This window comes from Candidatus Blochmannia ocreatus (assembly GCF_023585745.1).
Classification (GTDB): Bacteria; Pseudomonadota; Gammaproteobacteria; order Enterobacterales; family Enterobacteriaceae; genus Blochmanniella; species Blochmanniella ocreatus.
Genome location: NZ_CP097762.1, coordinates 297,242 through 313,919, shown reverse-complemented (window position 1 = coordinate 313,919; position 16,678 = coordinate 297,242). Strand labels below are relative to the sequence as shown.

The window sequence follows — 16,678 nt, the reverse complement described above, 5'->3', positions numbered from 1 at the left end:
TAACATTTAAATATAAAAATTTTTTCAATTTTGTATATGGTTCTGATAAATTAATTGGTTCCTCCAACAACAATTTTATTTAGTTTTATAGTAGGCTGCCCTACTCCTACCGGTAGGCTTTGACCATTTTTTATGCATGTTCCTACACCTGCATCTAAAGATAGATCATTTCCAATCATAGAAATATTCTGCATAATTTCAATGCCTGAACCGATTAATGTCGCTCCTTTTATGGATTTAGTAATACGACCTTTTTCTATTAAAAAGGCTTCAGAAGTAGAAAAAACAAATTTTCCTGATGTGATATCTACTTGTCCTCCACTAAAGTTTTTAGCATAAATTCCATAAATAACGCTATCAATTATTTCTTCTGGGGTTAATGTTCCGGGTAACATATAGGTATTAGTCATTCTAGGCATAGGTAATGATGAATAATTTTCTCTCCTGCCATTACCTGTGGGCAGGGTATCCATTAATTTTGCATTTAGTTTATCTTGCATATATTTTTTTAAAATTCCGTTTTTTATTAAAATATTGTATTGACCAGGAACTCCTTCATCATCAATAAATAATGATCCACGAGCCCCTGGTATTGTTGCATCATCTACTATTGTACATAATTCAGAAGCTATTGGTTTTCCAATTTTTTTTGAAAATGCGGAGCTGCCTCGTCTATTAAAATCTCCTTCTAATCCGTGTCCTATTGCTTCATGTAATAGTATCCCTGGCCACCCAGATCCTAATACTACAGTCATAGTACCGGCTGGTGCTGCTATAGATTCTAAATTTACTAAACCCATGAGTACTGCTTTTTTAGTCCAATATTCTATTCTTGTGTCACCATTTTTAAAGGGTTCAGAGAAGAAAGTGTACCCACATCTTCCGCCTCCTCCGCTTACACCTTGTTCTATTTTACCATTATGTTCTACTTGTATGATTATAGAAATATATATTAACGGTCGTATATCAGCTGCTAATGTTCCATCTGTCGCTGCTATTAGTATTTGTTCATAAGAACCAGATAAATGAGCTTTTACTGTTTTTACTCTAGAATCAGTAATTTTAGCGATTTTATTTATACACATTAACAATTCAATTTTTTCTTCTGTGGATATATTAGATAATGGATTTATATTGTGATATGTATTATTAGTGAGTTTTTGTGTTTTAGAAGAAATGTATTTATATTTTTGTATATTATCATTTTTAGGATTTTTATGTGCAATATCAGCGGCGTATTTCATACTTTGCATTAATGTATTTAAATTCAATTGATCAGTATATGCAAATCCAGTTTTGTCTCCTATAATTATTCGTATCCCTGCGCCTTGATCTATAGTATAGGATCCAGATTTAATAATATTATCTTCTAAAATCCATGTTTCATGTACAGACGATTTTAAGTAAATATCAGAATAGTCTATCTGTAATTTTTTAGTCATATCTAATATCGATGCGAGGTCATCGTGTTGGAGATCATTAGGGATTAATAATTGTTCGCTAACAAGATTTAAGTTCATATCATTCCTATTATGAATCATTTTATTTATACTCAAAGTATAAATGCACTATTTGCAAGTGGTGTTTTTAGAATTTTCAATAAAATTCTAAAATAATTTTTATGATTTTTAGGTGCTTTCTTAGAAAGATTATGTTGTAGTATTGGGTTATTTTTATGATTTTATTAATTATTTCACCGTATATAGAATTTTATACTATTTACAATTTAATATTTATATATTGTGCGTTAATAAAATTATTGTATTTTAAAAAAATCCTGTTTTTATATTTTTTATAATCGCAATTATTATGCGTTATTTTTTTTGTAAAAACAATAAATAATATTATTTCTGTGTTAATTTTATTGATGCTAGTAAAGTTGAAAACATAAAATGTTTATCAGAAATGATTTATATTATATCATTCGTTAAATTTTATAATTTTTTTGTGCACAAAAATAAATATAGCCCAGATACTACCATCTAGTAAACAATTACAAAATATTTTTGGTGTGTATGATATCTCTATTGTTAGAATTTTTGCAAAAAAAATAATATTTTGATTCAGGAATGAAAATAATACAATTATACAGGATTGTTGCCAAATTGGAGTATGTTTAAAAAAATAAATTTTTCGAATTGTTAAATAATTAAGAATACTAAAAGATAAAGAACATATACCTAAATTAGAACCAAGAGCAATATCTGTAATTAATCCTAGTATGAATCCAGTTCCTATATTTACTTGATTTGGGCATATTGTAGTCCAGTATATTAATAACATTAGCGACCAGGATGGGTAGAAATACCATGTTTTCGGAAAAATTGGAATAAGTTGCAGAATAATTGCAATTATAAAAGAGCTATATATAGTCCGAAATTTGTGAGTACGTTGCATTTATATCTGTTTATTTATATTGTTTGAAAGGTAATGATGGGTTATGTTATATCCAGATAAGTATTACATAGCGTAAATATTGTAATTTTACCGTAGGATGAGCTTGGATTATAGTAAGATCTTTTTTTGCATTTTTCACTATATTTGATACGATTGCTACTGGGTATCCTTCTGGAAATCTTCCATCTAGTCCAGATGTTACTAATATGTCTCCTATAGATACATCAATTTTTCCTAGATGTTCTGCTTGTAAATCTGCATTATATCCAAAGCCTGCTAAAATAATCCGTATATCATTACGTTGTATTTGAACAGATAAAGCATGTTTTGGGTCACAAATTAATAAAATACGACTGGTATGTTTATTAGTTGAGATTACTTGTCCTACTATTCCTTTATCAGTAAGTACGGGTTGTCCGATGTAAATATCGTTAATTTTTCCATGATTTATCAGAATTGTATTGTTATATGGATCTGTATTTATAAATAATACTCTGGTGATTATTTTTTTTTTATTTAAAATTAATGGAGTATTTATTAATTCATATAATTTGAAATTGTCTTTTTTATACTGCTCTATTAGTAATAATTCGCTTTTTTTTAGTAATAATTCTTGACGTAACATATTATTTTCTATAATTAGATTATTATATTCCGATAGTCTTTTTAAAGTAAAATTTAATATGTATCGAGGTTTGTCGCATAGACAATATAATAAATACATAGAGTCTTCTATATAATTTTTTAACGGTAGTAGTATATTTAATTTTTTATCTGTTACGATAATTAGACCAGATATTATTACTGCTAATAAGAGACGTAATTCTAAATGAGGAAACTTATTGTGTATAGTATTATACATATAAAAGTGCCTGATTTGTGTTATTTCTTTTAATGTAATTAAAATTACATGTGCAATATAATATTATATACAAGTTTATCTTGTAGTTATTTTAAATGATAATTGATCTTTATAAAACAGAAAAATTTATTCTTCGCTAAATAAATCTCTTCCATATAAGTCAATCATATCAAGAGCTTTACCTCCGCCTCGTGCAACACAAGTCAGAGGGTCTTCTGCAACTACTACAGGTATGCTAGTCTCTGTGGTTATAAGACGATCGATATTTTTTAATAATGCTCCTCCTCCAGTTAGTACCATTCCATATTCAGAAATATCTGATGCTAATTCTGGCGGACATTGTTCTAATGCAACCATTACTGAACTTACTATTCCAGTTAATGGTTCTTGTAATGCTTCTAAAATTTCTTTGTTATTTAGTGTGAAGCTTTTTGGTATTCCTTCTGCTAAATTTCTGCCACGTACTTTCATTTCACGTAGTTCATCATCTGCATAAGCAGAACCTATTGTGTGTTTTATTCGTTCTGAAGTTACTTCTCCTATTAAAGAGCCATAATGCTTTCTGATATAACTGATAATGGATTCATCAAATCTGTCTCCTCCTATCCTAACGGATGAGGAATATACTACACCATTTAATGAAATTACTGCTACTTCAGTAGTGCCGCCTCCTATATCTACTACCATAGAACCAGTAGCTTCTGATACTGGTAATCCAGCTCCGATGGCTGCCGCCATTGGTTCTTCTATTAAGAAGACCTCACGAGCTCCAGCTCCTTGTGCCGATTCACGTATAGCTCTTCGTTCCACTTGTGTCGCGCCTACTGGCACACATACTAATACTCTAGGACTAGGTTTCATAAAACTGTTACTATGCACTTGTTTAATAAAATGTTGTAACATTTTTTCAGTAACGAAAAAATCAGCTATTACTCCATCTTTCATTGGACGAATAGCAGCGATATTTCCAGGAGTGCGTCCTAACATTTGTTTTGCAGCATGACCTACTGCTGCCACACTTTTTGGCATACCTCCACGATCTTGTCTAATTGCTACAACAGATGGTTCATTTAATACTATGCCCTGTCCTTTTAAATATATAAGGGTATTAGCAGTACCAAGATCAATAGATAAATCACTAGAAAATATGCCTCGAAATTTTTTAAACATAAAAAATTAAAACAGTATTGTTTAATATATATAATTAATTTTATTTCTAAAAATATTAGATTATACATATATTCATTAAATAATTTTTTAAAATTTTCAAATAACTTAGTTGGTAAGTCATTTAAGTTTATATATTATATATATTTATGTAAGTGAATAATTTGTAGAATCATTATATTGATTCATGTTATATTCCCATATAGTATGGGTTACTATATTATAGTTAATTCTAGTTAAATAAAGTGTCAGATATGTGACTTTTGTATTAAACATATTAACTATTATATACACTATTACTCCAGTGTTATTATAGAGTCATATTAAATGTTATTATATGATAATAATAGAAATTGTGTATCATTTTCTACAGCTCATAGTAATATTTTGGTTGTGAAAATTATCTTTTTTATAAAAAGATAGATGCTAGTTAAAAACAGTATATTCGTGTCTTTATATTAAATAAAACATAAAACATTATATAATAAATTTATTATAGTTGTATATATTAATTATGATAAAATAATACTTATATTACGAACTAGTATAAGGATAAGTTATGGTAAACATGTTTCGTATTTTGTTAATAAATGGACCTAACTTGAATTTATTAGGTATACGTGAACCAAAAATTTATGGATGCCGAAGTTTATCTGATATTGTTATGGAGTTATATGATATTGCTAAATCTTTAGGTATGTATATGGATCATTTTCAATCTAATGCAGAACATGAATTAGTTGATCGTATACATCAAAGTATTGACAATACAGATTTTATTATAATTAATCCTGCATCATTTACTCATACTAGTATAGCGTTACGAGATGCGTTTTTAGCAGTGAATATACCTTTTGTAGAAATACATCTTTCCAATATATATGCTAGGGAACAGTTCCGGCAGTGTTCATATTTATCTGATATTGCGCTTGGAATAATTTGTGGATTTGGAGCACATGGATATTATTGTGCTATACATATGGCTCGATCGCATTTGTTGCAAAAAATTAATAAATAATAGATAAATATAGGCTGATGTTATGGATATTCGTAAAATAAAAAAAATAATTAAATTAATTGAAGAATCTAATATTTCTAAATTAGAAATTGTTGAGGGCAATAAAGCGATACGTGTTGATCGTTTGACGCGCGATATGTCATCTGCATTAAATTATGCATCTGTACAATCAGAATCGGATATTGCGGTATGTGATTCTACTAATATAGATACAAAGAACTATAAACATTCTAAATTGACAAATGGTTATATTGTACGTTCACCAATGGTGGGTATTTTTTATGCGGCCCCTAACAAGCAGGCTAGTCCATTCGTGTCAGTAGGTCAAATGGTAAAAGTGGGAGATATTTTGTGCATTATTGAAGCTATGAAAGTGATGAATCAAATTCAATCAGATAAATCAGGAACAATAAAATCCATTTTTCTTAAAAATGGGCAACCAGTTGAATTTAATGAACCATTATTTGTTATTGAGTGAAGGAATAGAATTAGAATGTTAGATAAAATTATAATTGCAAATCGAGGTGAAATAGCATTGCGTATATTGCGTGCGTGCAGAGAATTAAATATAAAAACGGTAGCTGTTTATTCTATTGCAGATCGGTATTTAAAACATGTATTATTATCTGATGAGACTATTTGTATAGGACCATCAGAATCAGAACGTAGTTATTTGAATATTCCTGCTATTATTACGGCTGCAGAAATTACCGGAGCATCTGGTATTCACCCTGGTTATGGTTTTTTATCAGAAAATGCTGATTTTGCTGAACAAGTTGAACGTTCTGGTTTTATTTTTATTGGACCCTGTTCAGAAACTATTCGTATTATGGGTAATAAAATATCTGCTATTACTGCTATGAAAAAATCTGGAATTGTTTCTGTGCCGGGTTGGTATTATGAATTTGACAAATGTTCAAATAATAATTTTTCACATAAAAATTTACATGAAGTTTGTTATCCAGTAATTGTAAAATCTGCTCACGGCGGCGGTGGTAGAGGCATGCGTGTTGTTAAAAAAGTATCAGATTTACCATATGCCATGCAGATAGTGCGTTCGGAATCAAAAGCTATGTTTAATAATGATGAAATTTATGTTGAAAGATATTTAGAAAATCCGAGGCATATAGAAATACAAGTTATATCTGATGGAAAAGGAAACGTAATTTATTTGACAGAGCGTGATTGTTCCATACAAAGAAGACATCAAAAATTAATAGAGGAAACTCCTGCTATAAATATTAATCCTGATATTAAAAAACGCATTGGAGAAAGTTGTGTAAGAGCGTGTTATGATATTGGTTATCGTGGTGTAGGAACTTTTGAATTTTTATATGAAAATGATAATTTTTTTTTCATTGAAATGAATACTCGAATTCAAGTAGAACATACAATTACAGAGATGATTACTGGAATAGATTTAGTTAAAGCACAATTGCGAATTGCTTCTGGGTGTACACTAAATATCAAGCAAAATATGGTTAAGTCTACAGGTCATTCTATAGAATGCAGAATAAATGCTGAAGATTCTTGGAATTGTCTTCCTAGTTCTGGACGTATTACTAGATTTCATGCTCCAGGAGGATTTGGAGTGCGTTGGGAGTCTCATATTTATTCTGGATATGAAGTCCCATCGTGTTATGACTCTATGATAGGAAAATTAATTTGTTTTGGAGAAACACGCGATATAGCTATAGCACGTATGAAAAATGCATTATCAGAATTAATAATTGATGGAATAAATACGAATATTGAATTACAAAAAAAGATTTTGACTGACGCTTTATTCCAGAAAGGTGATGGTATTAATGTTAATTATTTACAGAGTAGATTTAATATTTAAATTTTAAAATAATATATTTTTGATAAAATAGTGATACATGAAATGTTTTATATATTTAAACGTAATGTGATGTGTTTGTGGTATTTTATATGCTGTATAAGTGCAATTATAATTAAATTAGTATATTATGTTTTTATGTAAAATTGGCTAGTGATTTCAATGGAATTAAAAATTTTTGTTTTACTTTTTTAAAGTATTGGTTATATTTTGTAGTTTTGTCAGAAATATTAGTAGTACAATGGTTCATTTAATTTTAGTTTTTATTAATTAGTGTAATTAGATACATTAATATATGGACTCTAGTTTAGATATTTGATTTAGATGTTATATAACGTATAACATTCTATTATAGATAGATTTTAGAAGTTTCATTACATTATATAATTCTATTAAAATTTTATTTTAAATTATATCATGTAATATATGCTGTGTTAGCATATATAGATTGATTTTATTGGGATGTGTTGCATAAAAAATATTATTTATATTATATTTAAGACAGTTTTACGAGTTTTATTCAGTATAAATATGAAATTTTGAAAAATATTAACTGTTTAATTTAAAGATTAAATATTTTTAGTTAGTATTTCTGTAAATTTATAGTTTTTTTGAGAAAATTCTGCATAGTCATTATTATAGTTAATTTGATATAGATAAAATCTTATTTTTTTAAAATGTTGTTAACATAACAAATACTTATTTTTAAATATTAAATATGTTCTTATAAGAAAAAGACATTTTTATCTTTTATTTAAAAAAGCAAGAGATAATGCGTACTAGCAAATATTTATTAGCTACTCTTAGAGATAGCCCTAAGAGTTGTTCGGTTATTAGTCATAAATTAATGTTGCGAGCAGGTTTAGTTCGGTGTATATCATCTGGGCTTTATGTTTGGTTACCTACCGGTTTACGTGTTTTAAAAAAAATAGAAAATATTATTAGAGAAGAAATGTGTAAAATAGGTGCATTGGAAATATTAATGCCTATTGTTCAGCCAGCAGATTTATGGGAAAAGAGCGGACGTTTAATAAAATATGGTAAAGAATTATTATATTTTAGGAATCGTAATAATAAAGGATTTGTATTAGGTCCGACTCATGAAGAATTGGTATCTAAAGTTTTTTCTAAAGACATTATATCACATAATAGGTTTCCGTTAATTGTATATCAAATTCATACTAAATATCGGGATGAAGCACGACCAAGATCTGGTGTAATAAGAGCAAGAGAGTTTCTTATGAAAGATGGATATTCTTTTCATATTAATAAAGAATCTCTTCAAAAGACATATAATGAAATGCATGAAGCATATATTAATATTTTTAATCGTATTGGATTAAAATTTTGTGTTGTTCAGGCTAATCCGGGTAAGATTGGAGGAATGTTATCGCATGAGTTTCAAGCATATTCTGAAACTGGGGAAGACACTATTGCGCTGCCTATAGAATTTAATAATAATTTTAGTAATCTTAAATTATCTTCTTGCATTAAATTTACATCGATACCATTTAAAGAAATATTTATTAATGAGACGATTCGGTTAGTAGAAGATTCATCAATTAGTTCTCTGGAAGAATTAATTAGTAAATTTAATTTATCTGTTAATAGTATTGTAAAAACTGTATTACTACAAATTAGTACTAGATACGTGAAAAGCCCTAATTCTTTTTTAGGTATAGTGATACGCGCTAATTCTAAAATTAGTGACAAAAAAATTAAGATGATCTTAGAAAGGTATGGTTATGTATTATTATCATATGTTAATGTAGAAGAAATATATAAGTTAACTGGAGCGCAACCTAATTTTTTAGGTCCTATAAATTTGTCTGTTCCTTTAATTATAGATTATAATGCAGCTGTTTTGGATAATTTTATTGCTGGTTCTGATGTAAGTGGTAAGTATTTTTTTAATATGAATTGGAATAAAGATATATTATTACCAATAATAAAAGATTTATGTGAAGAATCTGATGTTAATTTTCATAATGGTGGAAAAAGTATGCCTATAATGCAAAATTGCACAGAAATCGGTCATATATTTCAGTTAGGTCAAAAATATTCAAATTTTATTTATGATACAGTGAAAAAAAGTAGCAAAAATAATATTTCAATAGAAATGGGTTGTTATGGAATAGGAATTACTCGTATTGTTGCTGTTTTAATTGAACAAAATTATGATAAAAATGGTATTTTATGGCCGACGATAATAGCTCCATTTAAATTAGTGATTATACCAATTAATATGCATAGTTCTGTTGAGGTCAAAAAAGTAGCAGAGAGCGTATATGAAAAACTTTTGCAGATGCCTATAATAGGAATGGATATATTAATAGATGATCGTCAAGAATATCTAGGAACTATATTTACTGATATGGAGTTAATTGGAATACCACACATGCTTGTTATTAGTGATAAAGGTTTAACTAAAGGAGAAGTAGAATATAGGGATCGTAAAAGTAAAAATGTAAGAAAAGTTAAATTAAATATGTTAGTGGATTTTTTAAATAAAGAAATTTTTTATTTATAAGGTAAAAATTTTTATCTTTTTAAAAAAGTAATACAATTATTTATTTTTTAATAAATAATTGTATTACAGAATACATGATGTTACTATTCATTTAGTATTAAAATAAATAATGTATGATAATTTGGATATTTATTTTTATATCTTTAATTTAAAATTATTCTAATTGAATTTTTATGCTTTGTTTAAATATTTTGTATGTAGATGTATCTTGCACCCAAGATATCTGCCATGATAGTGTATTGTTTTTTTTATTATTAGTATTATAATATCTTCCGTGTTTTGTGATAAATACTCCTATAGCACTAATTAAAGTATTGTTATAAAATAGCAAAGGGATACGACTTCTTAGCCATGGTGGTATATTAAATTCTTGCCAAATTTTTTTTAAATATTTTCCATGTCGTTTGTTGACAATATATATTGTATTGTTTGTGTGACCAAATAATATCGATACTTGTTCATGGGCACTAGGAGGTCTTACAGTGCATACTGTTAATATTTTATTAAAATTTTTAATGTAATTACAAAGAATATTTGGTTGTAGTTTTTTTATGATACTTGAGTTAAGACATGGTAATTTTTTTTGTGTATGAAGTGTTATATTTAATGGGTAGCGTAATAATAACCCTAAGTTAGTTGGGAGTAATATTGTATTATGTATTTTATTCCAATCTAGTTTCGTAGTTTTAAAAGAATATTTCATATTTATAGGTAAAATATATAGTTTTTCTTTAAATCGACGACAAATACAATTACTTAATTGTAAGCTTGGTTGCGCATCTTGTTTGCTTAACACTACTTCGTTCCAAATACGGTTTGTTAATTGATAAGAAGGCATCTTTATATCTAGCATAGATAACCACAGACGTATTATAGCGCGTCTTTTTAATGCGCTATATTGAAATAATGGTTTAAATGATAAAGAATAATAGTCTTTAGAATTAATTACTGTTTTTAAAGTATTTGATAATAGTTCTTTTAATAAATTTTCCTGATCTTCACATAATTTTGCAGAACGTGTAACGACTTTATTAAAGTGTGGCCAACGATTATATAGTAATGGTAGGATCTTTATTCGCAAAAAATTACGATCAAATTTGGTATTGAAATTACTATCATCTTCAATCCAAGTAAGTTTTTTGTTATTAGCATATATTTTTAGTTCTTTTCGAGAAAAATCTAATAATGGTCGTAATAATTTACATTTATTTTTATTTGTTAAAATAGTTTGTTTTATACCAGATAATCCTAATGGTCCGCTTCCTCTTTTTAATGCGAGGAAAAAACTTTCTGTTTGATCATCTAAATGGTGTGCAGTAAGAAGAATTTCTCCAGAATTTAAATGATTAAATAATATGTTATATCGGATATTACGCGCCAAACATTCTATATTACTTTTTTTATTGTCAGTAGTTGGATATTTTATATGTACTACAGAAAGTGGGACATTTCTAACATTACATTGTTTAAAGCAGTGTATTGCCCAGTCATTGGCGTATTTGCTAATATTATGTTGTATGTGTATTGCTCTTATAGAGAATGGATACGACACTAAATTATTGAAATGGTCTCTTAATGTTGTTAAAATATCCAATAGTACTGTAGAATCTAGCCCTCCACTATAGGATAGTAGAATTTTGTTGTATCCAGATATAGATTGTGCTACTCTATGATATAGATCGCGATTTTTTTCAGGTATATTTGTAATAATCATATGGTATAATACAGATTATTTTTATATATTAATTTCATCAAAAAATTAATAATTTAATATTTAAAACTGTGTTGTTATATAATTTTAAATATTAATGTATTTATTTATGATAAATATCAACAATATCCATAATTCATTAATCTATTATATCTGCGTTTTAATAATTCATTTTCTTTTAAAGAATCTAATTCCTTTAAATCTAGCAGTAATTGAGTTTTTAATGCAATAGATGTAGATAACATATTTCTATGTGCGCCACCCAATGGTTCAGGAATTATATTATCAATGAGTTTTAGTTTTTTTAGTCGATATGAAGTAATGCCCATGGCTTCAGCCGCTATGGGGGCTTTTTTCACGTTTCTCCATAGAATAGAGGCACATCCTTCCGGAGAAATTACGGAGTATGTACTATATTCTAACATATTAATTTTATCTCCTACGCTAATAGCTAATGCTCCTCCGGAACCACCTTCTCCAATAACAGTACAAATAATCGGTATTTTTAATATTGACATTGTGCGTAAATTTTTAGCAATTGCTGCAGATTGTCCACGTTTTTCTGCATCAATTCCAGGATAAGCACCAGGAGTATCAATAAAAGTAATTATAGGCATTTTAAATCTTGCTGCCATTTTCATTAGGCGTAATGCTTTTCTATAGCCTTCTGGAGCAGGCATACCAAAATTTCTTTTGATTTTTTCTGGAGTATTTCGACCCTTTTGATGTCCAATAATCATTATTGGACGAGCATCTAATCTTGCTATTCCTCCTACAATAGCTTTATCATCCGCGTATATTCTATCTCCAGATAATTCATCAAAATCATTAAATATATATTTAATATAATCCAATGTATAGGGACGGTTTGGATGTCGAGCTAATTGAGAAATTTGCCAGGCGTTTAAATTGGAAAAAATCTTTTGTATAAGATTATTTTTTTTTACATAGAGATAATGAATTTCTTCATTGATGTTTTTATCAATTTTTTTATCTGATTGTGCTATTACGGTTAAAGAATTAATTTTTTCTTCTAAATCTAAAATAGGTTTTTCAAAATCAAGAAAATTTACATTCATATAGTCTAGTCTCAACAATTATTAAATTCTAATTTAACGTGTTTGTCCCCAATAAGATTGCATAAGTTAATTAATAATTGATTATTAAGAGTAATATACCATTGTGTTCCGCAACATAATCTTATTTGTATATTATTTTTTTGATAGAGAAAATATATTGGTAATGTTCCAAATCGATTTTTTTCTAAAAAAAATCGAATATTATTTAATAATTGAATGTTAGTATTTTTTTCTTGTAGTATAATAGATAAACTAGTTGCATGTTTTTTATAAATATCATCGATATCTTGTAATTTTTGCGCAATTATTGCACAATTATTATATATTTTATGTGTTTTAGTGATTCCTTTAACAAGTAGAAAATTGTTTTCTTTTAAACAATGCTGATATTTATCAAGTATTTTTTCAAATATTATTATTTCTGTTTTTTCAGAGTGATCTTCTATTACACCAAATATAATATGTTTTTTTTTATTATTTAATTTTGTTTTAATTGATGTTAATAGCCCAAAAATATATATTTCTTTATTTGGTTGTATATATTTAATATTGGAAATATCAATGATATTTGGTAAAAAAGGTTTTATCATTTTTTTATATTGTACGGTAGGGTGATGGGTTAAATATAATCCAAGCATTTCTTTTTCTTTTTTTAGAAGTATTTGATTGGAATAGATTGATGTCGTTTGAGTGTAATGTTTAATATTTGTTAGATCGATATTTTTTATATTTTTTTCAAATATGTTGGATTGTTTATTTTTTATTTCCCAATTATGCTGATTAGCATATTTTAGTGTATTATGTAGAGAATTTACTAAGGTAGACCGATGTATTTTGAAAGTATCACAAGCTCCAGAAAAAATTAGTTTTTCAAAAATACGATGATTTATTTTTTTATTATTAATACGTTCACATAAATTAGATAATCCTGTAAAATTTCCGTCTTGGTTACGAGATGTTATTATAGTGTCTATAGAAGTATTGCCTAAACCTTTGATAGCTCCGAATCCGTACACAATTTCTTTGTTTTTATTAACATGAAATTGATATTGACTAGTATTGATATTTGGGGGTAAAACGGTCAGTTTCATTTTTTTACATTCACTTATTAAGTGCGCTATTTTATTTAAGTTATCCATATCAGCACTTAATACTGCTGCCATGAATTCGGCGGGATAATGTGTTTTCAGCCATAATGTTTGATATGAAAGTAATGCATATGCAGCAGAATGAGACTTGTTGAAACCGTATCCAGCAAATTTTTCGACCAAATTAAAAATTTTCATTGCTAATGTGCTATTTATACCATTTTTTATAGCCCCAGCTCTGAAAATAGCGCGTTGTTTTTCCATATCTGCAGGTTTTTTTTTACCAATAGCTCGTCTTAGTATATCTGCATGACCAAGTGTGTAATTTGCTAGTACTTGCGCTATCTGCATAACTTGTTCTTGATATAATATAATCCCATAAGTAGATTCTAATACTGGTCGTAGGATTTTGTGTTCCCATTGGTAATCCGGGTAATAAATTTTTTCGTGACCGTGTTTTCTATTGATAAAATTGTCTACCATACCGGATTGTAATGGTCCAGGTCGATATAATGCAATTAATGCTATTAAATCTTCAAAACAATCAGGTTTTAAACGTTTAATAAGTTCTTTTATTCCGCGTGATTCTAATTGAAATACTGCAGTAGTTTCGGCGGATTGTAACATAGAAAAACTTTTTTGATCGTTTAGTGGTATTGTATATATATCAAGAGCAGTTTTTTTTTGATGTATATGTACGTTGTTGTTAATTATTTTTAATGTATTATTAATAATCGTTAAAGTACGTAGCCCGAGAAAATCAAATTTTATTAAACCAATGCGCTCTATGTCATTTTTATCAAATTGAGTCATTGAATGATTACTATCTTTATCATAGTATAAAGGGGAAAAATCAGTGATTTTTGTAGGAGCTATTACTAGTCCTCCAGCATGTTTACTTATATTTCTTACAATACCCTCTAATTGAGAAGCAATATCAATTAAATTTTTTACATCTTCATTATTATTATAAAGTGATATTAGTTGGGGTTCTATAGAAAAAGCTTTTTTTAATGTTATTCCGAATTCTAATGGGATTAATTTAGCAATATTATTGACAAATGCATATGAATGACCTAACACACGTCCTACGTCTCGGATTACCGCTTTGGCAGCCATAGTCCCGAATGTAATGATTTGAGATACAGATTCAGCTCCATAAGTGTTAATAACATGTTCAATCACTAAATCTCGGTGTTCCATGCAAAAATCAATGTCTAGATCAGGCATAGATATACGTTCTGGATTTAGAAAACGTTCAAATAGTAAATCAAATTTTAATGGATCAAGTTCTGTGATTCTTAAAGCATAAGCTACCAATGAACTTGCTCCAGACCCTCTACCTGGACCTACTGGTATAGCGTGATTTTTAGCCCATATTATAAATTCCATAACGATTAAAAAATATCCAGGCAATCCCATATCATTAATTACTTTTAGTTCATGTTTTAATCTTAAATCATAAGGTTTTCTTTTCGCATGACGTTCCGTAGAATTTGGAAACAGGCAAATTAGTCGAGTTTCTAATCCTTTTTTTGCTTGCGCAATGAGTAAATCTGTAGTAGATTGATTATCATTATTAGGAAATTTAGGTAAAAAAGATCCTTTTAATTTTAAAGTAACGTTACATTTATAGGCAATTTCTACACTGTTTTCTAAAGATTCTGGAATATCAGAGAATAATTCACACATTTCTTTCTCGCTCTTCATAAATTGTTGGTTACTGTATTTAGAAGAGTGTTGAGAATTATTTAGAGTTATTCCATTATGAATAGCTACTCGGATCTCATGTGCTAAAAAATCTTCTTTTTCAACAAATCGTATATCATTAGTAGCGACAACTGGTAAATTTTTATTAATTGATAATTCTATTGCTTCTTGTAAATACGTCTCTTCATGTTTTCTATGAGTACGTATTAATTCCAAATAGAATCTATTTGGAAAGTATTTTTTATAAAAATTTACGTATTGTTCTATTTTTAATTTTTCCTTTTTTAATAAAGCTTGCCCAATATCGCCTCTGCATCCACCGGATAATATAATTAGTCCTGCGTTATACGTTGTAAGCCAATTTCGTTGAATTGTAGGCGTAATATTGTTACGTCTATTTTTGTAAGATTTTGAAATAAGTGCAATTAAATGATAAAAACCTTGTTTATTAGTAGTTAAACAGGTTAACTCATTGAGTACAATGTTATTGTAATCATTATCTTTTATTAAAAAATCTGCACCTATGATAGGTTTAATTCCGAATGTGTGTGCAAGATCGTAAAATTTAATGCATCCGAATAAATTATTAAAGTCGGTGAGAGCTAATGCGGGCATGTTTAGAGATGCAACTTTATTTATTAATTTTTTAATTGTAGACACTCCATCGATCAAAGAGTAATCGCTATGTGTATGCAGATGGATAAAACGTGTATTTTTCATTTGTTAATAATTTGAATAGAAATTATGCTTAATTGTCTAAATATAGTATATTTTTATGTTAATTATATATTTCTTATGAAAATTGTTATTCAACAATCATTAGTTCTATTGTAGTATTTATTTTTTTGAATTCAAAATAATTAGAAAATATTTTTTTTGTGAAAAGTCTATATTTTATATATTGTATATATAATATAATTATATTTATATCTTATATAATTTTAATATAGTAAAATTATTTTGTTTTTTTCGTGAATAAGTGTATCTAACCTTAATATAAGTTAGTTATATTCAGTATTAATACAATATCTATTAATTAGAACTAGATTTAGTTTTATAGTTACATTATATATAATTTGTTGCGTACAAAAATCAATTTTATTTATGAAGTGTTTAATTTATCAATTTTTATTGATATTAGGATTTTATCTCTCTAAGAGAGTAAATATTTTTATATTATTTAATTTAATTTTGTATGTTTATCTAATGTGTGAACTAACTATAATGCAAAATTAGTTCTTGGGTTTAATATTATTGTGTAGTTATTACGCATTTT

11 protein-coding genes are annotated in these 16,678 nt (G+C 27.6%); 4 read left to right on the top strand and 7 right to left on the bottom strand.

Translation table 11 applies throughout. The annotated features are described in order from the left end of the window. Positions 1-50 precede the first annotated feature (50 nt). The 4 genes from tldD to M9405_RS01365 form a co-directional block, all read right to left on the bottom strand. Complete coding sequence (gene tldD / locus M9405_RS01380) at positions 51-1,520, bottom strand: metalloprotease TldD (protein ID WP_250223489.1); 1,470 nt, start codon at positions 1,518-1,520, stop codon at positions 51-53. Positions 1,521-1,920: 400 nt separating this feature from the next. Continuing rightward, positions 1,921-2,397, bottom strand: a complete 477-nt coding sequence (gene mreD, locus M9405_RS01375; RefSeq protein ID WP_250223488.1) for a rod shape-determining protein MreD — start codon at positions 2,395-2,397, stop codon at positions 1,921-1,923. Positions 2,398-2,443: 46 nt separating this feature from the next. Then, the gene (gene mreC, locus M9405_RS01370; RefSeq protein ID WP_250223487.1) at positions 2,444-3,259 is read right to left on the bottom strand and encodes a rod shape-determining protein MreC; all 816 of its coding nucleotides are present in this window, start codon (positions 3,257-3,259) and stop codon (positions 2,444-2,446) included. A 126-nt stretch (positions 3,260-3,385) separates the two neighbouring features. Continuing rightward, complete coding sequence (locus tag M9405_RS01365; protein WP_250223486.1) at positions 3,386-4,429, bottom strand: rod shape-determining protein; 1,044 nt, start codon at positions 4,427-4,429, stop codon at positions 3,386-3,388. Positions 4,430-4,985: 556 nt separating this feature from the next. Here M9405_RS01365 and aroQ point away from each other — a divergent pair. The 4 genes from aroQ to M9405_RS01345 all read left to right on the top strand — a co-directional run bounded on the left by aroQ (position 4,986) and on the right by M9405_RS01345 (position 9,814). Then, positions 4,986-5,444 carry a type II 3-dehydroquinate dehydratase gene (gene aroQ, locus M9405_RS01360; protein WP_250223485.1) on the top strand — a complete coding sequence of 153 codons (459 nt, stop codon included), beginning with the start codon at positions 4,986-4,988 and terminating at the stop codon, positions 5,442-5,444. Between the two features lie 22 nt (positions 5,445-5,466). Next, the gene (gene accB, locus M9405_RS01355) at positions 5,467-5,922 is read left to right on the top strand and encodes an acetyl-CoA carboxylase biotin carboxyl carrier protein (RefSeq protein ID WP_250223484.1); all 456 of its coding nucleotides are present in this window, start codon (positions 5,467-5,469) and stop codon (positions 5,920-5,922) included. 15 nt (positions 5,923-5,937) lie between these two features. Continuing rightward, a complete protein-coding gene (gene accC, locus M9405_RS01350; protein WP_250223483.1) occupies positions 5,938-7,287 on the top strand; it encodes an acetyl-CoA carboxylase biotin carboxylase subunit in 1,350 nt (449 codons plus the stop codon). Between the two features lie 769 nt (positions 7,288-8,056). After that, positions 8,057-9,814: a proline--tRNA ligase gene (locus M9405_RS01345; protein WP_250223482.1), complete on the top strand. Its 1,758-nt coding sequence runs from the start codon at positions 8,057-8,059 to the stop codon at positions 9,812-9,814. Positions 9,815-9,968: 154 nt separating this feature from the next. Here the strand turns inward: M9405_RS01345 and tilS are convergent, their stop codons facing one another. The 3 genes from tilS to dnaE form a co-directional block, all read right to left on the bottom strand. Further along, positions 9,969-11,528, bottom strand: a complete 1,560-nt coding sequence (gene tilS, locus M9405_RS01340) for a tRNA lysidine(34) synthetase TilS (RefSeq protein ID WP_250223481.1) — start codon at positions 11,526-11,528, stop codon at positions 9,969-9,971. 116 nt (positions 11,529-11,644) lie between these two features. Continuing rightward, positions 11,645-12,604, bottom strand: coding sequence for an acetyl-CoA carboxylase carboxyl transferase subunit alpha (gene accA / locus M9405_RS01335; protein ID WP_250223480.1), 960 nt, complete (start codon positions 12,602-12,604; stop codon positions 11,645-11,647). Positions 12,605-12,615: 11 nt separating this feature from the next. Beyond that, the gene (gene dnaE / locus M9405_RS01330) at positions 12,616-16,122 is read right to left on the bottom strand and encodes a DNA polymerase III subunit alpha (protein ID WP_250223479.1); all 3,507 of its coding nucleotides are present in this window, start codon (positions 16,120-16,122) and stop codon (positions 12,616-12,618) included. Between the last annotated feature and the right edge of the window lie 556 nt (positions 16,123-16,678).